We start from the raw sequence: 22,012 nt of genomic DNA, 5'->3' as shown, positions 1-22,012 counted from the left end.
CCGGCCGCGGATCGACGATCCGGCCCGTCAGTATCGTGCCAGTTGATGGAAGCCGATCAGAACGGCGGCATGGCTCGCCGCCGCCGAGGAATGAAAGTCGCGCTGCGGGGACGGCGCGACCCGGCTTCGGGCGCCGGCCAGCGCCGCCGGGCCTCGGCCGGACTGGGTGATCAGCACACCCGCAAGGTGCTCGACCTGACGATCCGGCTCGCCGAGGTCATGCTCTCGTCGGGCTCGGGCACTGCTGACGTCGTCGCGACCGCGCAGGACGTCGCACAGGCCTACCAGCTCACCGACTGCGTCGTCGACGTCTTCGTCACCACCATTTTCGTGTCGGCGCTGCCCACGGTGGACAGTCCGCCGGTCACCATCGTGCGCGCGGTCGCGGCGCGGTCGACCGACTACTCGCGCCTCTCGGAGCTCGACGAGCTGGTCGGACGCATCACCTCCGGCGGTGTCTCGGTCGACGATGCCCACGACGGGATGGACGAACTGAGCGAACGGCCGCACCCCTACCCCCGCTGGGTCGCGACCGCGGGATGGGCGGGCTTCGCGCTCGGTATCGCGATGCTGCTCGGCGGCAACTGGCTGACGTGCATTCTGGCCGCGTTCTCCTCGGTGCTGATCGACCGGGTCGGCCGGCTGCTCAATCGCGTCGGCACTCCGTTCTTCTTCCTGCAGGCCGCGGGCGCGTTGATCGCGACCCTTGTCGCGGTGGCGGCGTATCTGTTCGCCGGTCAGGGTCCGACGACGCTGGTCGCCACCGGGATCGTGATGCTGCTCGCGGGCATGACCCTGGTGGGTTCGGTGCAGGACGCGCTGACCGGATACATGGTCACCGCTGTCGCCCGCCTCGGCGATGTGCTGTTCCTCACCGCGGGCATCGTGGCCGGCATCCTGGCCGGACTGCAGATCGCCGCGGTCGCCGGTATCGAGATCACGTTGCATGTCGACGCCACCGAGTTGTTCGTGATCCCGAACCAGCCGGTGACCATCGCCCTCGCGGTGTTCGGCGCCGGACTGGCCGGAGCCTGCCTGACCCTCGCCAGCTACGCCAGGCTGCGGTCGGTGCTGATTGCCGGGTTGGTGGCCGCGGTGGCCGAAGCCGTGCTGATCGTGTTCGGTCTCGCCGGCTTCGGCCCCCTGGTGGCGACGGGGACCGCCGCGGTCGGGGTCGGCCTCTTCGCGACGCTGATCTCCATCCGCAGGCAGGCGCCGGCCCTGGTGACCGCGACCGCGGGCATCACGCCGATGCTGCCGGGCATGGCCGTCTTCCGGTCCGTGTTCTATTTCGCGGTCGACAAGAACTTCGCCGAGGGTGCGGCCCAGGCGATGGCCGCAGGCGTCACGGCGCTCGCGATCGGGTCCGGCGTCGTCATGGGTGAACTGATCGGCTCGCCACTGCGGTACCGAGCCGGCCGCATCGGGGACTTCTTCCGGGTCGAGGGGCCACCGGGTCTGCGCCGTGCCATCGGCAGGGTCGTGCAACTCCGCCCCGCCGAAGGTCCGCGTGCGCCGCGTGCGGCCTACCAACGGTCCTGGAGTGTCGCGCTTGAACCGGCGCGAGCCGACGGGGCCGACCACGACGAGCACGGCGAATCGCCGAGTTCTTACGGCGAAGAGGGCAACGCGAGGTAAGTTCAACCTCGGTGTTTGCATCGATCAACAGTTGCGTAGTCGCAACGGAGGCGATACCGCGCCGACGGGGCGGTATGCCGCAGCAGCTCGAGACCCGAAGTGATAACGATTCGGATATCAGCGTTTCACCGACGGCGAGCGGGCAACGCATGTCCCAGAATCCGCAGGCGTGTGCGCATCTGGCTGGGGCGCGGCGCCGACGACAACCAAGGGGAACCCCGTGGACCCGGACGACTCTCGAACCACGACCGTCGAGAAGGAATCGCCGCCAGGAGTATTGAGGAAGGCGATCGCGGCTTCGGCGATCGGGAACGCGACCGAATGGTTCGACTACGGCATCTACGCCTACGGCGTAACCTACATCTCCACAGCCATCTTCCCCGGCGACGCCGGCAGCGCAACGCTTCTGGCGTTGATGACATTCGCCGTCTCGTTCCTGGTGAGACCGCTCGGCGGGTTCGTCTGGGGGCCACTCGGCGACCGACTCGGTCGCAAACAGGTGCTGGCGATCACGATCCTGCTGATGGCGGCAGCGACGTTCTGCGTCGGGCTGGTCCCGACTTACGACGCCATCGGAATGTGGGCGCCGTTCCTGCTGGTTCTGCTGCGGATGATCCAGGGCTTCTCCACCGGCGGTGAGTACGGCGGTGCGGCGACATTCATGGCCGAGTACGCGCCGAACCGGCGCCGCGGCCTGATGGGCAGCTTCCTCGAATTCGGCACCCTGGCCGGCTTCTCCGCCGGTGCGCTGCTCATGCTCGGCTGCTCGCTGGTCCTCGGCGACGAGCAGATGCAGGCGTGGGGCTGGCGATTGCCGTTCCTCGTCGCCGCGCCGCTCGGGCTGGTCGGCATCTACCTGCGCACCCGGCTCGACGACACCCCGATCTTCCGCGAGCTCGAGCAGGAGGGCGCGACGGAAGAGGGGATCACCCGCGAGTTCCGTGACCTCGTCAGCCGGTATTGGCGTCCCATCCTGCAACTCGGCGGCATGGTCGTCGCGCTGAATGTGGTGAACTACACGCTGCTCAGCTACATGCCGACCTATCTGGAAACCCAGATCGGCCTGTCGGCCGACCAGTCGCTACTGGTGCCGATCATCGGGATGCTGTCGATGATGTTCTTCGTTCCGTTCGCCGGACTGCTGTCCGACCGGGTGGGCAGGAAGCCGCTGTGGTGGTTCTCGCTCATCGGTCTTTTCGTTGCGGGCGTGCCGGCGTTCCTGCTGATGGGGACCAACATGGCGGGCGCTGTGATCGGTTTCGCAATCCTGGGTCTGCTCTACGTGCCGCAGCTGGCGACCATCTCGGCGACGTTCCCGGCGATGTTCCCCACCCAGGTGCGCTACGCCGGGTTCGCGATCGCCTACAACGTGTCGACGTCGCTGTTCGGCGGCACGGCGCCGGCGGTCAACGAGTGGCTCACCACGAGCACGGGCAACGACCTGTTCCCGGCGTTCTACATGATGGGCGCCTGCGTGATCGGCGCGATCGCGTTGCTGAAGGTGCCCGAGACGGCGCGGTGTCCGATCGGCGGCACCGTCACTCCCGGCACCGAGAACGCCCCGCCGCCGGTGGCCTACGAGAAGGTGGCCTGACCTGTCGCGCCCGCTACGGCTGGGCGGATTCCCCTGCTGAACGCAGCAGCGCGCGCAAGTCCTCCCGTCTGATCGCGCCGCCGGTGAACGCGACCGCGCGCTCGATCGGGATCTGCGCCATCAGACGCAGCAAATCGACGCCGATCGCATCCGCGGCCGGCGCGTCGCCCATCATGCCGGCGAACGCCGACAGCAGAGAACGACCGGCCTCGGGGTGCGAAAGAACCTCCGCGAACGTCGATTCCAGCGTCAACGGCGCGCGCACCTCGTCACCGTCCAGGTGCACGGTCACCTGCAGACGAAGGTCGCGACTGGACGCGCCGACCCAAATCGAGTAGTCGCCGCCTTCGACGACCCACCGGTCGGCGCCGGTGTGCCAGTAGGCCAATTGCGCTGTCGGGAAGTGGATCTCACAGTCGGCGTGCTCGCCGCCCGCAAGTGCAACGGTGGTGAATCCCACCAGCCACCGCGGCGGGCGGGACACCGCCGAGCTCGGCAGCCCGGCGTAGACCTGGACGACTTCGCGGCCCGGCAGGGCTCCGGTGTTGGTGATGCGCGTCTGCACCGCGATCTGGTCAGCTTGCGGTTCAACGCTCGGATCGGAGTAGTGGAACCCCGTGTAGGACAGCCCATGTCCGAACGGGAAAGCCACGTCACGCTCGGCGGCGTCGTAACCGCGGTAGCCGACGAAGACGCGTTCGCCGTACAGGGTGTGGCCGGCCTCGCCGGGGAAAGTCAGGTACGAGGGCGCGTCGCAGAGCCGGTTCGGTACGGTCTCGGCCAAGCGACCGGACGGGTTCACGCGGCCGAGCAGGACGTCAGCGATCGCGCCGCCGCCGCCCTGACCGAGCAGTGCGGCGTCGAGCACGGCCGGAGCCATCTCGGCGACCACGCCGGATCCAACCGCGCCACCGTGGGACAGCACGGCCACGGTTCTGGGCTGGGCCTCGACGACCGCGCGTAGCAGCTCGAGTTGATGCGCCGGCAGGTCGATGTGGTCGCGGTCCCACCCCTCGGACTCCGCGCTGGGCGGCAGACCCAGAAACACCACGGCGGTGTCGGCCGCCGCCGCGGCACGCGTCGCCGTCTCGTGCAGCACTGTGGAATCCGTTGCATCGGAGGCGTATCCCGGCGCGAACGTGACCTGCCGGGCACCGAGTAGCCGGCGGAGCTCGTCGACGGGCCGGTCTACGCGGGTGGGGTTCACATGGGAGCTTCCGCCGCCCTGGATCGCGGGATTCTGAGCGAGTTCTCCGATGACCGCGAGCGTGGAATGCTCATCGAGCGGCAGCAGGCCACCGTCGTTCTGCAGCAGGACGATCGCCCGCCCGGCGACTTCACGAGCGAACGCGTGGTGCTGTGCGGCGTCCAGCGCGCAGCGACGCTGCCGGGTCGCCTTCGCTGATAGTTCGGCCACGCGGCGGGCGGCCCCGTCGACGGCTGACTGTGCGAGGGCTCCCGACACCACTGCGGCCACGATGTCGGAGTCGCTCGCCCCGCCTGCTCCCGGCATCGCCAGGTCCACACCTGCCGCCAAAGCGGCGGCGCGGTCGCGGACCGCACCCCAGTCGCTGACCACGACACCCTCGAATCCCCACTCCTGGCGCAGGACTTCGGTGAGCAGCCAGTGGTTCTCCGCGGCGTACACGCCGTTGATGCGGTTGTAGGAGCACATCATCAGCCAGGGCTCGGCCTGCTCGACGACGTGTTGGAATGCGCGCAGGTAGATCTCGCGAAGCGTGCGCATGTCGACGTCGGAACTGACGCGCATGCGGTCGGTTTCGGCGTTGTTGGCGGCGAAGTGTTTGGGACATGCGCCGACGCCGGTGCTCTGCAGGCCCCGCACCCACGCCGCGGCCAGTACTCCGGTCAGCAGCGGGTCTTCGGAGAAGTACTCGAAGTTCCTGCCGCAGCGGGGATCCCGCTTGATGTTCATGCCCGGGCCCAGCAGGACGTTGACCCCGTGGGCCAGGCATTCGCCGCCGAGGGCTGCTCCGACCTGCTCGACGAGATCGGGGTCCCAGGTCTGCGCCAGCGCGACGGCCGGCGGGAAGCAGGTAGCCTGCGCCGTCGCGGAAAGGTCGAGGCTGCCCGTCGAGGCCGCGGTCGGCATACGCACTCCGTGCGGGCCGTCGACCAGGCTGACCGCGCCCACCGGCCCGACGGCTTTGGTCCACCACATGTCTGCGCCGCTGCCCAGCGCGGCCTTGTCCGCGAGGCTCAGCTCGGAGATGTCGGGTGGTATGTCCGGTGTGGTGGCCACGGTTGCCTCGAGAAGTCGGCGTCGAGGCCAGCGTAGCGAAGGCGCTCTACTGGGTGCCGTCGTCCTCGTCGGCTTCGGTGGGCAGTGCCTCGGCGCCGGGAGTGGCCGGCGTCGTCAGCACCTCCTCGATCTCGTTCGTCGGCTCTGGAGTGGTCATCACATGCCTTCCATCTGGGGCCTGGCTTTCAGCGCCGTGACAGATCAAGTTGCGTTCGTAACGGCGGCGCTGGTCTGGTACCCGTCGGGTCGCGGGCGTAATCCTGTCAGCGGCCGCGCCAGGACGGCCTGCGCTTCTCGCGCCAGGCCGCGATGCCCTCGGCGACGTCCTGGGTCGCCCCGGCGACCTTGCGCATCGTCTCGCCGAAGCGGACGGATTCGATCCAGCCCATGGTGGCGGTTCGCCAGGCGACTTCCTTGGTGGCGCGCTGGGCCAGTGGCGCAGCCTCGGTCAGCGTTCGCGCCCATGCCCGGGCTTCGGCCTGCAACTCGGACGGCTCGACCAACTTCCACACCAGCCCGGTCTCCTTGGCGCGCTGCGCGGTGATCGGCTTCCCGGTGAGCAGCAGTTCCATCGCATCGGCCCACCGCACGCGTTCGGGCAACCGGATCGCGCCGACGATGGTGGGCACGCCGATCGACACCTCCGGAAACGAGAAGGTCGCGTCGGTGGAGGCGAACACGAAGTCGCAGAACAGGACTCCGGTCAGCCCGTACCCCATGCACGGGCCGTGCACGGCCGCGATCGTCGGTTTGAACAGCTCCATCCCGCTCTCGAAGGAGTTGATCGTCGGCTTCTCCCAGAACGTGCCGCCGAACGTGCCCACCGAACCCTCGCCGTCCTTGAGGTCGCCGCCCGCGCAGAACACGTCGCCGTTCGCCGTCAGGATTGCGACCCAGGCGTCCTCGTCGTCGCGGAACCGCTCCCAGGCGGCATTCAGATCACCGCGAAGCGCTCCGTTGATCGCGTTGCGCGCTTCCGGCCGGTTGAGCGTGATGGTGGCGATGTGATCGTCCAGTTCGTAAGTGACCAGGCTCATGGCTGCACCATAGCGACGGCCCGGAGTCGGACCCGGTGACATCGACTCGTAAGACTCGGCCGCGGTTCCGGCGTACCGGACCGGGGTAGAGGTCAGGAATGAGTCCCGGCCCCGACCGCAGTTTCGACGTCCTCGTCATCGGTGGCGGCAATGCCGGCGTCAGTGCGGCGGCCAGACTGCTCCGCAAGGGCGTCACCGACGTCGCGGTGATCGAGCCGCAACTCGTGCACACCTACCGCCCGTTGCTGTCGTATGTGGGCGGCGGAGAGGCGAGCCTGAACAACGCGGAACGGACCCAGCGATCGGTGATGCCGAGCGGGTGCACCTGGCTGCGGGACTCGGCCGTGGCGGTCGACCCGGCAGGCGCCACCGTGGAGTGCGCGTCGGGCGACCGGTTCGGCTACCGCGACCTCGTCCTGGCGACCGGGCTGGTGCCCGACACCGAGGAACTGCCCGGGATCGACGCCGCCCTGCGCACCGCCGCCGTCGCGAGCAACTACCTCGACCACGCCGAAAAGACCTGGCGGCTCGTCCAGGCGATGCCGCCACGCGGCCGAGCGGTGTTCACCGTCCCGCGGGCGCCGGTCAGTTGCACCGGGACCACGATCAAACCGGTGTTCCTGGCCGCCGGCCATTGGCGGCGAAGCGGGCTCCGGCCCGACATCACGCTGGTGATCGACCGCCCACGGTTCCTCGGGGTGCCCGACCTCGACGACAGGCTGGCAACGAGCCTGCGGGAGCTGGGTGTACGGGTCCTGCACGGCACACGGGTCACCGCGCTGGCCCCCGACGCCCAAACGATCACCGTCGACAACGGCAAGACGGAACAGCTGTCCTATGACCTGCTGCACCTGGTGCCGCCGTTTCGCGGGCCGCACTGGCTGAAGGCATCGGGACTGACCGGTGAGCATCCGCACGCGCTCGTGGACATCGATCCGAACACGCTGCGCCACAAGGACCACGGCAACGTGTGGGCCGCCGGAGACGGTGCCGCCGTGGACACCGATCCGTCAGGGGGTGCGCTGCGACGACAGGTCGCGGTGCTGGTGGACAACCTGCTGGCAGCCCGCAGCGGCCGACTGCTCAGCGCCTACGACGGTTACACCGTCGCCCCGATCACCACCGACAGCCATCGCCTGATCGCAGGCGAGTTCGACCGGACCGGCGCCCTCGCGTCGTCGCTGCCGTCCTTCGTCGACTCGACCAAGCCCCGTCGCACGGCGTGGGCTTTCGACCGCTACGTCCTGCCGCAGACGTACTGGCATCTGATCCTCAACGGGCGGGTCTGAAAGCAGGTTGCGGGCAAGCTGTCGAGAACGCCGTCTCGGCTCCGTCCCAGGGGTGAGCGACCGACTAGGGTCGCGATCCTGGAGGGAGACATCGATGGCGAAGTACCTGTTCCTCAAGCACTACCGGGGTGCGCCGGCTGCGGTCAACGACGTGCCGATGGACCAATGGACACCTGCCGAGATCGACGCGCACATCCGGTACATGGAGGATTTCGCCGACCGCCTGAAGGACAGTGGCGAATTCGTCGCCAGCCACGCCCTCGTGCCGGAGGGCGCGTGGGTGCGATACGACGGCGCGGGCAGACCACCGGTGACCGACGGCCCGTTCGCCGAGACCAAGGACGTGGTCGCCGGCTTCATGATCGTCGACGTAAATTCCTACGAGCGTGCCCTCGAACTCGCGGGTGAGTTGTCTGCGGCCCCCGGCGCAGGCGGCAAGCCGATCCACGAGTGGCTCGAAGTGCGGGCCCTGATGTCCACGTCGGATTCCTTCCACGAGTGACGACCGGTGCGATGGACGAGGCACGGCTTCGCGATCTGATCCCGGGCGTGATCGCCGTGCTCGTCCATCGTGGGGCCGACTTCGCCACCGCCGAGGATGCGGTGCAGGACGCGCTGATCCGGGCCCTCGAGACATGGCCGACGAACCCGCCCGACGATCCGAAGGGCTGGCTGATCACCACCGCATGGCGGCGTTTCCTCGACTACGCACGATCCGAATCCGCACGGCGGGAGCGCGAGCTGCGGGTGGCCGACGAGCTTCGTCGCGTGCCGGCGGCCGCCGCGGACGACACGCTGGCGCTCTACTTCCTCTGCGCGCACCCGAGCCTGAGTCCGTCGTCGGCCGTCGCGTTGACGCTGCGGGCGGTCGGCGGCCTGACCACCCGTCAGATCGCGCAGGCTTACCTGGTTCCCGAAGCGACGATGGCCCAGCGCATCAGCCGCGCCAAGCGCACCGTCAGCGGAGTGCGGCTGGACCGATCGGGTGACCTGCGCACGGTTCTGCGGGTGCTCTACCTCGTCTTCAACGAGGGATACAGCGGCGAGGTCGACCTCGCGGCCGAGGCGATCCGGCTCGCGCGCCAGCTGTTCGCGAGCACCGACGACCCCGAGGTCGCCGGGCTGCTGGCGCTGTTCCTGCTGCACCACGCCAGGCGCCCGGCCCGTACCTGCGGCGACGGCCGTCTGGTGCCGCTCGCCGAGCAGGACCGCAGCCTGTGGCGGACCGATCTCATCGCCGAGGGAGTGGCGATCCTGCAGGTCGCGCTCGCGCGCGACCGGCTCGGCGAGTATCAGGCGCAGGCCGCCATCGCCGCACTGCACGCCGATGCGCAGAGCGCCGAGGAGACCGACTGGGTGCAGATCGTCGAGTGGTACGACGAACTGGTCCGGATCAGCGACAGTCCGGTGGCGCGGCTCAACCGCGCGGTCGCCGTCGGGGAGGCCGACGGACCTCGGGCGGGCATCGCCGCGCTCGCCGAGCTCGATCCGCGACTACCGCGGTACACCGCTTGTGCGGCCTATCTGCACGAGAAGGTCGGTGAGATCGGCCGAGCGGCAGCGCTTTATGCGGAAGCCGCCGAACAGGCCCAGAATCTGGCCGAGCGCAACCACCTGACGCTGCGGGCCGCAATCCTGCGTGAGCGGCTCGTCGGCGAGGGGGACTGAAGACTCAGTGCACCGCGGGCGTGCGTGATCGGGCGGCGGGAACGCTGCCGACCCGGGCGGCGTCGACATGGCGTTGCCGACGACGGTCGTCGCGCGTGATCCGGCGGGTGAGCAACCGCTGGTCGCGCTTGCTCAGCGCGCGGCTGCGGTGCACCAGCAGGTCGAGCTGCTGCCAGCTCAGGCCGTCGAGGTCACCGTCGGCATCGTGGGTGGCCACGACCACGCAGCCGCGCAGCAGGGGCACGGTTCGGGCCGAGAAGTTCGTCGTCGCCAGCAGCATCTCGGTGGCGGCCGCATTGGTCCGCTGCTGACAGCGTTGGGTGGACGGGGCGAACCAGAAGTCGAACTGGTGGTCCGAACTGGTCAGGCTCTGCAGTCCGTGGTCGTTGACGAGTTGGGCGATGTCGGCCTTGGTGTAGGCGCGGGTCTCATAGATGGCGCCGCTGGGGCTGAAGTAGAGGACTGTGTTCATAGCAAATTTCCATTCGGCTCTTTCTGTGCTGTGCAGACGTGGTGGCCACTACCACCACTGTTACTGAAGTTACCCATGTGACAGCTGAGACAAACCTGAATAACAATGAAGAAACTTCGCGTTTGGGCGTCCCCGGAGCCGAAGTGGCACCGCTGTTAGAAAGGACGTAATGCTGGAGGGAAGGTACCGGCCGTGACCCTGGCTGCCGAACTGTGGTCGAGCAGCGCCGACATCGCCGCCGCCGTGCTGGCACACCCGTTCGTACAGGGGATCGGGGACGGCTCCCTGCCGCGGGAGTTTTTCGCAGGCTACGTCGCCCAGGACGCGTTCTTCCTCGAATCGTTCGCGCGCGCCTACGCGTTGGCGCTCTCGCGCAGCCCGGACACGTCGACCCTGCTTGCGCTGGCCGACCTTCTCACCGGGGTACGCCAGGAACTGGGACTGCACGCGTCGTACGCAGCCTCCTGGGACATCGACATGGCCGGCGTCGAACCGTTGCCCGCCACCCTGGCCTACACCGAGTTCCTGCTCGCGACCGCCAGCACCCGTGCGCTCGGCGTCCTCTACGCGGCGATGGCGCCGTGCATGAGGTTGTACGCGTGGCTCGGCGCGTCGTTGGACGCTTCGCGAGCGGGCCCCTACGCGCAGTGGGTGCAGACCTACGCCGACCCGGAGTTCGAGTCGACGGCGGCCACACTCGAGCGCCTACTCGACGAGCAGGCTGACGACACCGCGGCGACCCGAACGGCCTACCGACGAGCGATGCAGCTCGAACTCGACTTCTTCGAAGCGTCGTGGGCCCGCGGCGGGTGATCCCGCTCTCACAGCGGGGCGACGCGGTGCGCCCACGGCAGCGCCTGCTCGAGCTGTGCGGCCAGGCCGATCAGCGTCGACTCGCCGGCCAGCGGGGCGACGAACTGGACCCCCAACGGCAGGCCGTCGGCGGTCCAGTGCAGCGGCAGTGAAACAGCCGGGCGCCCAGTGAGATTGGCCAGCTGCGTGTACGGCACCCAACCGAGATTCTTGTCCACCATGTCGTCGACCACCTTGGTGTAGCGCAGGAAGCGGGCGGTACGCGTCTTGAGCAGGGCGTCCGCTGCGCGCTGCAGTGCGACGGGCAGGTCGAACTCGCCGATCTTCGGCGGTGGCGTCGCCAGCGTCGGCGTCAGCAGCAGGTCGTACGTTCCGAAGAAGGTCGTCAGCCGGCGCGTGTACTCGTGACGTCGCTCGACGGCGGCCACATAGTCCACGCTGCTGGTGCCCCGGCCGAGTGCGGCCATGACGAGCGTGTCGCGCTCGAACGATTCGTCACCCGCACCCGTGAGCCTTTTCGCCTCGGCGACCTCCCATGCGGCGTGGACGAACCACGTCAACAGGAAGTCGCGGGCCAACGCGTCGTCGTCGTAGGGCGCCTCGGTGAGCTCGTCGATGTGGTGGCCGAGGTCGGTGAGCGCACGCACCCCCGCCTCGACGGCGTTCCACGCTTCCCGGTGCGGGTCGGGGGTGATCGCCGAGGGCACCCGAACGCCGATCCGCAGCCGGCCGGGATCGGCCCCGACGCAAGACGCGAACGACGCCGTCGGCAGCGCAGGTGAATACGGGCCACTCGGTTCGCCGCCACTGATGACGTCGAGCATCGCGGCCGTGTCGCGCACCGTCCGCGAGACCACGCCCTGGACCGCCGCGCCGTGCATGGGCTCGCCACTGCCCGGTCCCGAGGGAGTCAGTCCGCGTCCGGGCTTGAGGCCCACCAGCCCGCAGCAGGCCGCCGGGATGCGGATCGACCCGCCGCCGTCGTTCGCACCTGCACAAGGCACGATGCCGGCCGCGACCGCGGCCGCCGATCCGCCCGACGATCCGCCCGGCGTTCGGGTGGTATCCCACGGGTTGCGCGCCGGCCCCCACAGCTCCGGTTCGGTGATCCCCTTCGCGCCGAACTCCGGGGTGTTCGTCTTGCCGAAGATGAGCAGGCCGGCGTCGATCCAGCGCTGCACCACCGTCGAGTGTTCGGCGACCGGTAGCGACCGGTAGGCCCGGGAACCCTGGGAACTGGGCAGCCCGGCGTAGTCCTGCGCAAGGTCCTTGATGAGAAAGGGCACACCGGCGAACGGACCGCGGTAGTCGGCTGCCGCCGCCGCAGGGATGTCACTCACGATAGCGTTGATCCGCGGGTTCACGGCGCCGGCCCGCTCGCGCGCCAGGGTCAGCAGTTCAGCCGCCGACACCTCCTTGTCGGCGACGAGTTTCGCCAGCCCGATCGCGTCGTAGGTCCGGTACTCGTCGAAGTTCATCCTCCGACCGTATGCCGCACCCCGCGGGTTGAGGACAGCCGGTTCGCTGGATCTGTTTTGAGCGGCGACCATTCGGAAACCCAACGGCAATGGGCCGGTCACTTCGTGGTATCGCCGCTGCGGCCGCCTCCGCCGTGGCGGCTGTCGTCGCGCACGATCTCTTCCAACACAAGCACGCGCTGCTGCGCAACTACCCGCTGATCGGGCATGCCCGGTACCTGATCGAGTCGGTCGGACCGGAGTTGCGGCAGTACATCGTCGCGGCCAACGACGAGGAGCGGCCGTTCACCCGGGATCAGCGCCGGTGGGTGTACGCCTCGGCGAAGAAGGAGAACAACTACTTCGGCTTCGGCACCGACAACGATGTGGAGCACACGGCCGGCTATCCCGTCATCAAGCACCGGACCTTCCCGCGGGCGACGCCGCCCACCTCGCCGGGAGCCGGCTACGAGGTCGAGCTGCCGTGCGCCAAAGTTCTCGGCGGCCCGCGCAACAGGCGCAAGGCGTTCCGCCCGCAGTCGGTGGTGAACATCTCCGCGATGAGCTTCGGGTCGCTCTCGGGCAACGCCACCGAGGCCCTCAACCGAGGGGCCCGACTGGCCGGCTGCCTGCACAACGCGGGAGAGGGCGGCATATCGCGCCACCACCGGCACGGCGGGGAGCTGATCTTCCAGATCGGCACCGCCTACTTCGGGTGCCGCGACGAAGACGGCCGCTTCAACCTCGACATGCTCAAGGACGTCGTCGCCGGTGCGCCGGTGCGCGCGTTGGAGGTCAAGCTCAGCCAGGGCGCCAAGCCCAGCCTCGGCGGCCTGCTGCCCGCCGCCAAGGTGTCCGCCGAGATCGCTGCGGCCCGCGGGGTCCCGGAGGGACGTGACTGTGTCAGCCCGTCGCGGCACGCCGAGTTCGACGACACCGACAGCCTGCTCGACTGGGTGGAGATGCTCGCCGCCGAGACGGGTCTGCCGGTGGGCATCAAGTCGGCGGTGGGGGATCTCGACTTCTGGTGCGACCTCGCCGACGCCATGCGTGAGACGGACCGCGGTGTCGACTTCGTGACGATCGACGGTGGTGAGGGCGGCACCGGCGCCGCGCCGATGATCTTCACCGACAGCGTCTCGCTCCCGTTCCAGCTGGGTTTCGCCCAGGTGTACCGCATCTTCGCCGAACGCAATCTGCACGAGCAGGTCACCTTCATCGGCGGCGGAAAGCTCGGCCTGCCCGACAATGCGGTGATCGGCTTCGCCCTGGGCTGCGACATGGTGAACGTCGCGCGGGAGCCGATGTTGGCGATCGGCTGCATCCAAGCGCAGAAGTGCCACACCGACACCTGCCCGACCGGCGTCGCCACCCAGAACACCTGGCTGGCCCGCGGGCTCGTTCCCCAGGACAAGGCCGTTCGCGCCGCGAACTACATCAAGGCGCTGCGCCGCGATCTGGTGAAGGTGGCCGAGGCCTGCGGGGTGGAGCATCCCGGCCTGATCAGCACCGAATCGGTCGACATCCTCACCGGCCGCACCGGCGTCACGCCGTTGCACGAGGTCTACGGCTACCGTCCCGACATGGGTCTGCCGTCGGACGCTGACCGGCAGCAGATCATCAGGCTGATGACGGACCGCGAACCGCGTGGCCGTTCGGCACCGGAGTCGGCGACCGCGGCGGGCTGATGACACGAGTCTCGATCAGCCGGGGCCCATGATTTGCCAACGGTCGCGAGAGCGCACGCATAGCATCGGCTCAGCGTCACTGCATCACAGGGGAGGAAACCATGTCCCACATGCGACGGACCGGTTCGCTATGGCTCGCAGCGGCCGCACTGGCCGCATCCGCGCTGGCCACAGCCTCCCCGGCCACGGCCCAGGATGCCGACTACCTGTGGTTGCTGCAGGACAGGTACCGGTTCCTCACTCCTGAGCAACTGCTGTCCGAGGGCTACAAGGTCTGCGCCGTCATCGAGCAGGGCGTGGGCTCGCGCTATGCCGCCGAGATGGTCCAGCAGGACCTCGGCGTATCGCCCGGCGGCGCCATGGATATCGTCAGCGCCGCCACCGTCGAACTCGGCTGCTGACCGACCCACCGCGAGGGGGAGTTTTACAAGACGTTTTGTCTCGTATTTGGTATACACGTCGTATGGTTTCGGTCTCGGTCATCACCGGCGGCGCAGGCGGCATGGGGCGAGCCACCGCCGAAATCGTCGGACAGGATCATGCGATCGTGCTGTGCGACATCCGCCGGGACCGCCTCGACGACGCGACGGCCGCGTTGACCGACCGCGGGATCGCCGCCACCGGAGTGCACTGTGACGTCACCGATCGGCAGGCCGTCGCGTCGCTCTTCGAGATCGCATCGCGTATGGGCGCCATCGCGTCGGTGATCCACACCGCCGGCGTGAGCCCCAGCATGGGCGACGCGGAGTACGTGATGCGGACCAACGCGATCGGCACCGTCAACGTGAACGAGGTCTTCCACGAGACGGCGGGCCGAGGCGCAGCGATCGTCAACGTGGCGTCGATGGCGGCCCACCTGTTGCCTGCGGAGATGATCCCGACGGCCGGCTTCCCTGCGGCGATGCACGACGGCGAGGCTTTCCTGCGCGACATGCTCGAGGCGTGTGCCGTCGTTCCCGAGGAGCTGCGGTCCGGGATCGCGTATGCGGTGAGCAAGAGCTTCGTCCGGTGGTACAGCAGCTCGCAGGCCGAGCGGTTCACCGGGCGGGGATTGCGCATCGTGTCGGTCTCGCCGGGTTCGGTCGACACCGAGATGGGCAGGCTCGAGGAGCAGGCGGGCGCGGGCGCGATGGTGACCGACGCCGCCGTCCCGCGGTGGGGGACGGCCGAGGAGATGGCGGAGCTGTTCGCGTTCTGCGCCGGGCCCAAGGCCGGCTACCTCACCGGCACCGACATCCTCAACGACGGCGGAGTGGTCGCGTCGATGACAGAGCGGGCCCGGGCCGCTGCCCAGAACGCCTGAGCCGCCGGCCGTTACGGTCGGCGCAGGGTCAGCAGCGTGATCTCGCTGGGTGCGAACACCCGAAACGGCGGACCCCAGAAACCGGTACCGCGACTGGTGTAGAGCTGGGTCCGCTCCCCGTGGCGGCTCAGGCCGTGCACCACCGGCTGCTCCAGCCGCACCAGGACGTTGAACGGCCAGATCTGGCCGCCGTGCGTGTGCCCCGACAGCTGCAGGTCCACCCCGGCGCGGGCGGCATGGACCACCTGCTTGGGTTGGTGGGCCAGCAGCAGCACGGCGAGCACCACCGCGATGCGCCGTCATCGCCGCCGCGCCCGCCCCGGCGGGTCGACCGACTCGACGACTCCTGCCGGGTTGTCGGTCATCGCCTCAGGATGCCTCGGCCTGCCGGCGCTCGTCGCGGATGCGATCCTTGCTGCGCAGCAGCCGTAGCAGGGTGACGAGCAGCAGACCGCCCACCAAGTTGCCCACGACGGTGTAGCTGAACCAGTAGAGCCAGTCGGTGTAGCCGAACGGTGCGTGCCCGGTGATGAGCGCCCCGAAGATCAGCAGCGAATCGAGGATCGAGTGGAACATCTGCGTTCCGGCGAGCAGGAAGGCGCCCGCGACGGCCGCCGCGATCTTGCCGAACACCGACTCGGTGCCCTGCTGCATCCGGGTCATCAGGGTGATGACCATTCCACCGAGCAGGGCCAACGCCATCGTCTCCAGCGACAGCGGTGCGGTGGCGAAGTGCGTGCCGGACTCGATGGCCCGCTCCTCCAATTTGGGGTAGGCCGTCATGATCAGCCACATGATCACCCAGCCGCCGACGAGGTTGGCCAGCAGCGTTCCGCCCCAGAGCTTCAGCAGCTGGGCGACGTTGGCGCGCTTGGCGGCGACGGTCGTCACCGGCACCAGGAACCCCTCGGTGAACAGCTCGCTGCGGCCGAGCAGCATCGCCAGGAAGCCGATCGAGAACGCGAGTCCGGCCAGCAGGTGGCTGTCGGTGGCGGTGAGCACCGACAGGTAGGCCAGCACACCGACCGCGACCTCGGTGCCGCCGAAGAAGCCCGTGACGAGCACCTCGCGGAAGCTGCGGTGCAGCCGCTGGGTGCCCTCGTCGACGATGCGCCGGAAGGATTGTTCGAGCGAGTCCTCGATGGGACTGTCGGTCTCGCCGAGTTCGCGCTGAGAGGTCTTGCTCACGGGTGTCCTGACGGTCGGCCGAAGGGTGACAGCGTGGAATACCCGGTCGGTGCTGGTCTCACGCCGACGTCAGGCCGATCGACCCCAGCGCGAAGACGCGGACCTGGCCGGCGACCTTGGCCCGGCACTGCGACAACAACGGCTCCGACAACTGCTCGTGAAGAACGACTTCGACCGGCCCGCGCTCGCCGGCGAGCACCACGCGAATCTGATGCTCGCCGCGGGTGACGTCCAGCGGGTGCAGCGCGTCGATCCGGTCATCGCCGTACTTGTCCCTGGCGAAATACTGGGCGGCCTGCACCGCATGGGGCAGCGACGTCCGCCCGCGCAGGAACCTGTTGTCGAGGCGCCCGTCGAGATAGCGGCGCACCAGATCGACCGAGTCCGCCGAGTCGACCCGCCCGTAGCACAGCCCCGCCGGGAGAATGAGCATCGTCGCCGCGAACCGATCGCCGCCCAGATGCGAACACTCCCAGGTGAACTCGGGGAACTTTGTGGCGATGGCCCGGCAAGCGCCGCGGCCGCGTACCGCGCAGCACTGGTCGTGCTTACCGTGCGCGCACACCGCCACCAGTGGATCGGCGCACAGTCGGCCGTCGCCGCCGTCCAGGTCGATGTCCAGGAACTCGCGTGGATCGGCGACCTCGCCGGCGTAGAGGGCCTCGCGTCCGACGTCGGAATGCGCCACGAACCACCGCCACCGCGCGACGTCGGGGCGCCGACCGTGGCGGCGGATCGCCGCGATGCGCATGCCGGCCTTCTCGGCCCTGCGCACAATGGCGCGCCCGACGTCGGGGTCGATGCAGTTGGGTGACTGCAGGAATGCCAACGGCCCCCAGCCGCCGGACAACTCGATCATCAGCCACTTCGAGCCCGCCGACGCGGTGCCGTACATCGGGTCGTCGCGGGCCAGCGACTGGTCGCTGCACGGCACCCGGTTGGCTGCGGTCATGCGCGACCGGGCACCGGAACGAGGACGGCCTCCCGCAGCAGCCGGCGAATGAGCACTGTCGCATCCTGGCGGTCGAGTCCGGGCATTGCGGCGGCGTCGGTCACCAGTCCGCGGTGCAGCGCCACGACGGCATCTGCACAGGAATCCGGGAACGTCATGGTGCGGTCGGGCAGGCGCAGCACGATTCGACCCTCGCGCCGTTCGACGGTCGCGACCAGTCCATGGCGCCACCGCACGGCCGTCGTTGCGGCGTCTGCCGACAGCGAAGCCAGGGGTCGTACCGCGACCGGGCGGGTTTGGTCGACGTAGCGTCGAGCCAACTGCGCGGCCGCGCCACCGCTCAGGCCGGCCGCGTCGTCGCGCAGCGACGCCACCATCTCGGCCATCACCTTGGTCACCGTGGCGATGGTCTCGTCAACGTCGGTCTGATCGACGCCCATGGGCAGTGAGCGCCGGAACGCGGCGTCGGTCGCCAGCTGTTCGACCACCGCGCGAGCCACGTCGACTCCCGTCGTCGTCGAGACCCCGATGGTGAGGTGGATCGACGTGGACTCCATGGCCTGCGCGGAGTGCACCCAACCGCGGGGCAGGTACAGCGCATCGCCGGGACTCAGCACGGTGTCGATGACCGGTTCGGTCGCGACCCGCTCGGCGATCGCCTCGCGGTGCCGGGTCCATGGCTGCGACGGCAGTGGGTGCTCATGGACGGGCTCGTGCACCATCCAGCGCTTCTGCCCGGCGGCCTGCAGGATGAAGACGTCGTGGACGTCGTAGTGCGGGGCGAAGCCGCGGTTGACCGGCGGCGTGATGTACGCGTTCGCCTGTACCGGGTGCCCGACATCGTCGACCGCCTGCCGGACGAAGTCGATCAGCGGGGGCCACAGCCGGTGCAGGCCCTGCAGCACAATCGTTGCGCCGGAGGCGAATTCGCCGAGCACCTTCGCCGAGTCGAGCTGATCGGTCACCTCCGCGCCGAAACCGGCGGGCCCGAGATAGCAGTCCTTGGCCAGGACGTCGCCCTCTTTGGCCAGCCGGACGAACGGCGCGCGTACCCCGCGCTCGGCGATCAACTCGTCCACCGTGTCGGGGCTGAGTAGATCGCCGAAGTCGCGGGGCAGCGCCTCGGCTCTGCTGAGTAACGGCTTGCGACCCCAGTACTCGTCGGCGAACGTCCGGGCGTCGGTCGCGATGCAGCGCTGAAGCATCGGGCTCAGAATCGAGCAGATGTCACGCGGTGCCGTCGGCACCGCCGTCATGACCCTCGGGGTTGGAGCCGCCGTCGGCGGTGCCTTCACCGCCTGCGGTGCCGTCGGCGCCACCGTCGTGACCCTCGGGGTTGGAGCCGCCGTCGGCGGTGCCTTCGCCGCCTGCGGTGCCGTCGGCGCCACCGTCATGGCCCTCGGGGTTGGAGCCGCCGTCGGCGGTGCCTTCGCCGCCGCCGCCGGAGGTGGTGATGTCGTCGTCGTCGAGTGCCATCATGGTCCCCTTCTGTTGTGGTCGTACCGCACGGTGTTGCCCTGCAGGTTACGACGCAAACAAGGTGCTTGGCAGCCACGGCTATGGTCGAGCGGTGACCATCCGCTACGACGAGGCGCTGCGGGACCGAATCCGCGCGAACATCGCCCGGCATGAGCGCCGTGCCGTGACGGATCCCACCAAGCGGCACGCCGCGGTGGCGGTGGTGCTGGTCGATTCGGAACTGGGCGAGGACAGGGTGGACCCCGCCGATGTCGAGGACTGGATCGCCGGGCGACCGATGCCGGAGGACGGCCTCGACGGCCGCATGATCGACGTGTCGGGGGGCGCGGCGTTTCTGCTGTGTCGACGGGCCTCTCGACTCTCGACGCACGCCGCGCAGTGGGCGCTGCCCGGCGGTCGGCTCGACCCGGGCGAGACCGTGGTCGATGCCGCGCTGCGCGAACTCGACGAGGAGGTGGGGGTCCGGTTGGACGGGTCGACGGTGCTCGGCCTGCTGGACGATTATTCGACGCGGTCCGGTTACGTCATCACGCCGGTGGTGATCTGGGGCGCAGGACGCCTCGAGCTGTACCCGGCGCCCGACGAGGTGACGGCGGTGTACCGGGTCGGGCTGCACCAGTTACAGCGCGAAGACTCGCCGCGCTTCGTCGAGATCCCCGAGAGCCCGCGGCCGGTCGTGCAGATCCCCCTCGGTAACGACCTGATCCACGCCCCCACCGGCGCGGTGCTGCTGCAGTTGCGGTGGCTGGGCCTCGAAGGCCGCCACGACCCGGTCGACGACCTCGAGCAGCCGGTCTTCGCCTGGAAGTAGTGTCGCGTGGGTAGTCAGCCGTAATCAGCACCGACGAGAGGACAGACCGTGAAGTTGGCGTTGAGTGACGAGGACGTCGCCTTCCGCGACGAGTTGCGGCGGTTCTACGCCACCGAGATCCCGGCCGAGATCCGCGAGCGAGTCCAGCAGGGAGAGCCGGACTTCCCCGACGACATGATCACCAGCCAGCGCATCCTTCATGCAAACGGGCTGGCGGTGCCGAACTGGCCTGTCGAATGGGGCGGAAAGGACTGGACGCCGCTGCAGCGCCAGATCTGGCTGGACGAGATGCAGCTGGCCGGTGTCCCCGAACCGTTGGCCTTCAACACCAAGATGGTCGGCCCGGTGATTGCTCAGTTCGGCTCGCAGGAGATGAAGGAGCGCTTCCTGCCGCCGACCGCAAACCTGGACATCTGGTGGTGTCAGGGCTTCTCCGAACCGGAGGCCGGCTCCGATCTCGCCTCGCTGCGCACCACCGCGGTGCGCGACGGCGACAGCTACGTGGTGAACGGGCAGAAGACGTGGACGACACTCGGCCAGCACGCGGACTGGATCTTCCTGCTCGCCCGCACGAATCCCGACGCCCCCAAGAAGCAGGCGGGTATCTCGTTCCTGCTCGCCGAGATGTCGACCCCGGGCATCACGCTGCGGCCCATCGAGCTGATCGACGGCAGCTTCGAGGTCAACGAGGTCTTCTTCGAAGACGTCCGCATCCCGGCGGGCAACCTGGTCGGCGAGGAGAACCAGGGCTGGACCTACGCCAAGTTCCTGCTGGGCAACGAACGCACCGGCATCGCGCGCATCGGGCTCACCAAACTGTGGATGTCTCAGGTCAAGGCGCGGGCCGCCGAGCTGACCGTGAACGGGACACCGCTGCTCGACGACCCGCTGTTCGCCGCGCGGGTCGCCGAGATCGAGAACGGGTTGCTGGCACTGGAATTGACGCAGATGCGGGTCAGCGGATCGGAGGCCGACGGAAAGCCCAACCCGGCGTCGTCGATCCTCAAGCTGCGCGGCAGCCAGCTGCAGCAGGCGGCCACCGAGTTGCTGGTCGAGGTCGCTGGTCCGCAGGCGCTGCCGTTCGACGTGGGTGGCGAACTCGACCAGCCGGCGTGGGCGCAGGACGCCGCACCGCGCTACCTGAATTACCGCAAGACGTCGATCTACGGCGGTACCAACGAGATTCAACGCAGCATCGTGGCGTCCACGATTCTGGGATTGTGAGCGAACCGTGGACTTCGACCTGACCGAAGAACAGCAACTCCTGCGTGACGTCACCCGAGACGTCCTCTCGCGCGACTCCGACATCGCCGGCATCACGGGCATCAGCGACACCGGGCCCGCATGGCGCCGCGAGGTGTGGAGCCAGTTGGCCGAGGTCGGCATCCTCGGCCTGGGCTTCGACCCCGACGAGGCCGGCCAGATCGAGATCATGGTCGTGATGACCGAGCTCGGTCGGCGGCTCGCTCCGGAACCGGTCGCTCCGGCGGCACTCGTACCGGGCGGATTGCTTGCCGATCTCGAGGCCGAGCAGCAGCTCCTCGACGAGGTCGCCGAGGGGCGGACGCTGCTGGCCTTCGCGCACGATGAGCCCGGCGCCCGGGTACCGTCCGCCGAACCGAGCACCCGGGCCGAGCGCAGCGGTGACGACTGGACGGTGACCGGCCGCAAACACCCGGTGCTGGCCGGTGATTCGGCCGACAAGGTCATCGTCACGGCCGCGCTGCCCGACGGCGGCGCAGGCCTCTTCCTGACCGACGGCGCAGCGGTGAGGCGGCACGACTTTCGGACCTTCGACGGCAGGCGCGGCGCCCAGCTCGACTTCGACGCCACGCCCGCCGAGCCGCTGTCCGGTGGTGCGGATGCCACCGAGCACATCGCGCGGACCGTCATCCGCCACCAGTCGGCGCTGTGCGCCGAGGCGGTCGGCGCCATGGAGGAGGCGTTGCGGCTCACCACCGAGTACCTCACCAGCCGCAAGCAGTTCGGGGTTCCGCTGAGCAGCTTCCAGGTGCTTACCCAGCGCGCCGCCGATATGTACGTTTCGCTGGAACTCGCGCGCAGCATGAACTTCTACGCCGCGATGTCGATCGCCGACGGCCGGTTCGATCCGGTGATCGCCGCGCGGGCCAAGCTGCAGATCGGACGCTCCGGCAGGCACATCGCCCAGGAAGCCATCCAGTTGCACGGCGGCATCGGAATGACGGCCGAGTACCCCGTAGGGCATTACGCGGCGCGGCTCACCGCGATCGACAACACCCTCGGCACGGCCGACGATCAGCTGCGCACGTTGATCGGCCATGTCCGCGACTACGACACCGTCGCGCTATAGGGCGGACCCTCGGCCGATAATCGCATTC

At 68.9% G+C, this 22,012-nt stretch carries 20 protein-coding genes and 1 pseudogene; 12 read left to right on the top strand and 9 right to left on the bottom strand.

Going from position 1 to position 22,012, the window contains the following annotated elements; all coding sequences use genetic code 11:
* Positions 1–45 precede the first annotated feature (45 nt).
* Positions 46–1,638, top strand: a complete 1,593-nt coding sequence (locus tag K3G64_RS08850) for a threonine/serine ThrE exporter family protein (protein ID WP_238949195.1) — start codon at positions 46–48, stop codon at positions 1,636–1,638.
* A 220-nt stretch (positions 1,639–1,858) separates the two neighbouring features.
* A complete protein-coding gene (locus K3G64_RS08845) occupies positions 1,859–3,232 on the top strand; it encodes an MFS transporter (protein WP_238949194.1) in 1,374 nt (457 codons plus the stop codon).
* Positions 3,233–3,245: 13 nt separating this feature from the next.
* On the opposite strand, the gene K3G64_RS08840 is transcribed toward K3G64_RS08845, so the two are convergent.
* Positions 3,246–5,414: a beta-glucosidase family protein gene (locus K3G64_RS08840; RefSeq protein WP_238950529.1), complete on the bottom strand. Its 2,169-nt coding sequence runs from the start codon at positions 5,412–5,414 to the stop codon at positions 3,246–3,248.
* Between the two features lie 344 nt (positions 5,415–5,758).
* Positions 5,759–6,532 carry an enoyl-CoA hydratase/isomerase family protein gene (locus K3G64_RS08835; RefSeq protein ID WP_238949193.1) on the bottom strand — a complete coding sequence of 258 codons (774 nt, stop codon included), beginning with the start codon at positions 6,530–6,532 and terminating at the stop codon, positions 5,759–5,761.
* 98 nt (positions 6,533–6,630) lie between these two features.
* On the opposite strand from K3G64_RS08835, the gene K3G64_RS08830 reads away from it, so the two are divergent.
* The 3 genes from K3G64_RS08830 (at position 6,631) to K3G64_RS08820 (ending at position 9,489) form a co-directional block, all read left to right on the top strand.
* Positions 6,631–7,821, top strand: a complete 1,191-nt coding sequence (locus K3G64_RS08830; RefSeq protein WP_238949192.1) for an NAD(P)/FAD-dependent oxidoreductase — start codon at positions 6,631–6,633, stop codon at positions 7,819–7,821.
* A 94-nt stretch (positions 7,822–7,915) separates the two neighbouring features.
* On the top strand, positions 7,916–8,323 hold the full coding sequence (locus K3G64_RS08825; protein WP_238949191.1) for a YciI family protein: 408 nt from the start codon (positions 7,916–7,918) through the stop codon (positions 8,321–8,323).
* Between the two features lie 11 nt (positions 8,324–8,334).
* Positions 8,335–9,489 carry an RNA polymerase sigma factor gene (locus K3G64_RS08820; RefSeq protein ID WP_238950528.1) on the top strand — a complete coding sequence of 385 codons (1,155 nt, stop codon included), beginning with the start codon at positions 8,335–8,337 and terminating at the stop codon, positions 9,487–9,489.
* A 4-nt stretch (positions 9,490–9,493) separates the two neighbouring features.
* Here K3G64_RS08820 and K3G64_RS08815 read toward each other — a convergent pair whose 3' ends face one another.
* On the bottom strand, positions 9,494–9,961 hold the full coding sequence (locus tag K3G64_RS08815) for a hypothetical protein (protein WP_238949190.1): 468 nt from the start codon (positions 9,959–9,961) through the stop codon (positions 9,494–9,496).
* A 192-nt stretch (positions 9,962–10,153) separates the two neighbouring features.
* On the opposite strand from K3G64_RS08815, the gene K3G64_RS08810 reads away from it, so the two are divergent.
* A complete protein-coding gene (locus tag K3G64_RS08810) occupies positions 10,154–10,774 on the top strand; it encodes a TenA family protein (RefSeq protein WP_238949188.1) in 621 nt (206 codons plus the stop codon).
* An 8-nt stretch (positions 10,775–10,782) separates the two neighbouring features.
* On the opposite strand, the gene K3G64_RS08805 is transcribed toward K3G64_RS08810, so the two are convergent.
* Positions 10,783–12,252, bottom strand: a complete 1,470-nt coding sequence (locus tag K3G64_RS08805; protein ID WP_238949187.1) for an amidase — start codon at positions 12,250–12,252, stop codon at positions 10,783–10,785.
* A gap of 89 nt (positions 12,253–12,341) precedes the next feature.
* On the opposite strand from K3G64_RS08805, the gene K3G64_RS08800 reads away from it, so the two are divergent.
* The 3 genes from K3G64_RS08800 (at position 12,342) to K3G64_RS08790 (ending at position 15,222) form a co-directional block, all read left to right on the top strand.
* The gene (locus tag K3G64_RS08800) at positions 12,342–13,919 is read left to right on the top strand and encodes an FMN-binding glutamate synthase family protein (protein ID WP_238949186.1); all 1,578 of its coding nucleotides are present in this window, start codon (positions 12,342–12,344) and stop codon (positions 13,917–13,919) included.
* A 110-nt stretch (positions 13,920–14,029) separates the two neighbouring features.
* Complete coding sequence (locus tag K3G64_RS08795) at positions 14,030–14,320, top strand: DUF732 domain-containing protein (protein ID WP_238949185.1); 291 nt, start codon at positions 14,030–14,032, stop codon at positions 14,318–14,320.
* Positions 14,321–14,382: 62 nt separating this feature from the next.
* Positions 14,383–15,222: an SDR family oxidoreductase gene (locus K3G64_RS08790; RefSeq protein ID WP_238949183.1), complete on the top strand. Its 840-nt coding sequence runs from the start codon at positions 14,383–14,385 to the stop codon at positions 15,220–15,222.
* Positions 15,223–15,233: 11 nt separating this feature from the next.
* Here K3G64_RS08790 and K3G64_RS08785 read toward each other — a convergent pair.
* The 5 genes and pseudogenes from K3G64_RS08785 to K3G64_RS08765 form a co-directional block, all read right to left on the bottom strand.
* Positions 15,234–15,503: pseudogene (locus tag K3G64_RS08785) on the bottom strand (metallophosphoesterase); the annotation flags it as partial.
* Between the two features lie 88 nt (positions 15,504–15,591).
* Complete coding sequence (locus K3G64_RS08780) at positions 15,592–16,410, bottom strand: formate/nitrite transporter family protein (RefSeq protein ID WP_238949182.1); 819 nt, start codon at positions 16,408–16,410, stop codon at positions 15,592–15,594.
* 58 nt (positions 16,411–16,468) lie between these two features.
* A complete protein-coding gene (locus K3G64_RS08775; RefSeq protein WP_238949180.1) occupies positions 16,469–17,362 on the bottom strand; it encodes a sucrase ferredoxin in 894 nt (297 codons plus the stop codon).
* On the bottom strand, positions 17,359–18,567 hold the full coding sequence (locus K3G64_RS08770; protein WP_238950527.1) for a cupin domain-containing protein: 1,209 nt from the start codon (positions 18,565–18,567) through the stop codon (positions 17,359–17,361). Before K3G64_RS08770 ends, K3G64_RS08775 begins: the two co-directional genes overlap by 4 nt.
* Before the next feature lie 22 nt (positions 18,568–18,589).
* Positions 18,590–18,838, bottom strand: a complete 249-nt coding sequence (locus K3G64_RS08765; RefSeq protein WP_238949178.1) for a BatC protein — start codon at positions 18,836–18,838, stop codon at positions 18,590–18,592.
* A 94-nt stretch (positions 18,839–18,932) separates the two neighbouring features.
* Between K3G64_RS08765 and K3G64_RS08760 the strand changes: the two genes are divergently transcribed.
* From K3G64_RS08760 to K3G64_RS08750, 3 genes are read left to right on the top strand one after another with little or no spacing between them, the layout of a single operon-like run.
* A complete protein-coding gene (locus K3G64_RS08760; RefSeq protein ID WP_238949177.1) occupies positions 18,933–19,652 on the top strand; it encodes an NUDIX hydrolase in 720 nt (239 codons plus the stop codon).
* Positions 19,653–19,700: 48 nt separating this feature from the next.
* The gene (locus K3G64_RS08755; RefSeq protein WP_238949175.1) at positions 19,701–20,876 is read left to right on the top strand and encodes an acyl-CoA dehydrogenase family protein; all 1,176 of its coding nucleotides are present in this window, start codon (positions 19,701–19,703) and stop codon (positions 20,874–20,876) included.
* 7 nt (positions 20,877–20,883) lie between these two features.
* On the top strand, positions 20,884–21,984 hold the full coding sequence (locus K3G64_RS08750; RefSeq protein ID WP_238949174.1) for an acyl-CoA dehydrogenase family protein: 1,101 nt from the start codon (positions 20,884–20,886) through the stop codon (positions 21,982–21,984).
* Positions 21,985–22,012 lie beyond the last annotated feature (28 nt).

The sequence above is a fragment of the Mycobacterium sp. IDR2000157661 genome (assembly GCF_022317005.1).
Lineage (GTDB): Bacteria > Actinomycetota > Actinomycetes > Mycobacteriales > Mycobacteriaceae > Mycobacterium.
Note: the sequence above shows the minus strand (reverse complement) of the source record. Positions and strands in the feature narration are given on the sequence as shown.

Excerpts from the sequence above, each read along its gene's own strand:
- K3G64_RS08850 (WP_238949195.1), top strand. The coding sequence starts at position 46 with ATGGAAGCCGATCAGAACGGCGGCATGGCTCGCCGCCGCCGAGGAATG.
- K3G64_RS08840 (WP_238950529.1), bottom strand. The coding sequence starts at position 5,414 with ATGTGGTGGACCAAAGCCGTCGGGCCGGTGGGCGCGGTCAGCCTGGTC.
- K3G64_RS08835 (WP_238949193.1), bottom strand. The coding sequence starts at position 6,532 with ATGAGCCTGGTCACTTACGAACTGGACGATCACATCGCCACCATCACG.
- K3G64_RS08830 (WP_238949192.1), top strand. The coding sequence starts at position 6,631 with ATGAGTCCCGGCCCCGACCGCAGTTTCGACGTCCTCGTCATCGGTGGC.
- K3G64_RS08825 (WP_238949191.1), top strand. The coding sequence starts at position 7,916 with ATGGCGAAGTACCTGTTCCTCAAGCACTACCGGGGTGCGCCGGCTGCG.
- K3G64_RS08820 (WP_238950528.1), top strand. The coding sequence starts at position 8,335 with ATGGACGAGGCACGGCTTCGCGATCTGATCCCGGGCGTGATCGCCGTG.
- K3G64_RS08815 (WP_238949190.1), bottom strand. The coding sequence starts at position 9,961 with ATGAACACAGTCCTCTACTTCAGCCCCAGCGGCGCCATCTATGAGACC.
- K3G64_RS08805 (WP_238949187.1), bottom strand. The coding sequence starts at position 12,252 with ATGAACTTCGACGAGTACCGGACCTACGACGCGATCGGGCTGGCGAAA.
- K3G64_RS08800 (WP_238949186.1), top strand. The coding sequence starts at position 12,342 with ATGGGCCGGTCACTTCGTGGTATCGCCGCTGCGGCCGCCTCCGCCGTG.
- K3G64_RS08795 (WP_238949185.1), top strand. The coding sequence starts at position 14,030 with ATGCGACGGACCGGTTCGCTATGGCTCGCAGCGGCCGCACTGGCCGCA.
- K3G64_RS08790 (WP_238949183.1), top strand. The coding sequence starts at position 14,383 with ATGGTTTCGGTCTCGGTCATCACCGGCGGCGCAGGCGGCATGGGGCGA.
- K3G64_RS08775 (WP_238949180.1), bottom strand. The coding sequence starts at position 17,362 with ATGACCGCAGCCAACCGGGTGCCGTGCAGCGACCAGTCGCTGGCCCGC.
- K3G64_RS08770 (WP_238950527.1), bottom strand. The coding sequence starts at position 18,567 with ATGCTTCAGCGCTGCATCGCGACCGACGCCCGGACGTTCGCCGACGAG.
- K3G64_RS08765 (WP_238949178.1), bottom strand. The coding sequence starts at position 18,838 with ATGGCACTCGACGACGACGACATCACCACCTCCGGCGGCGGCGGCGAA.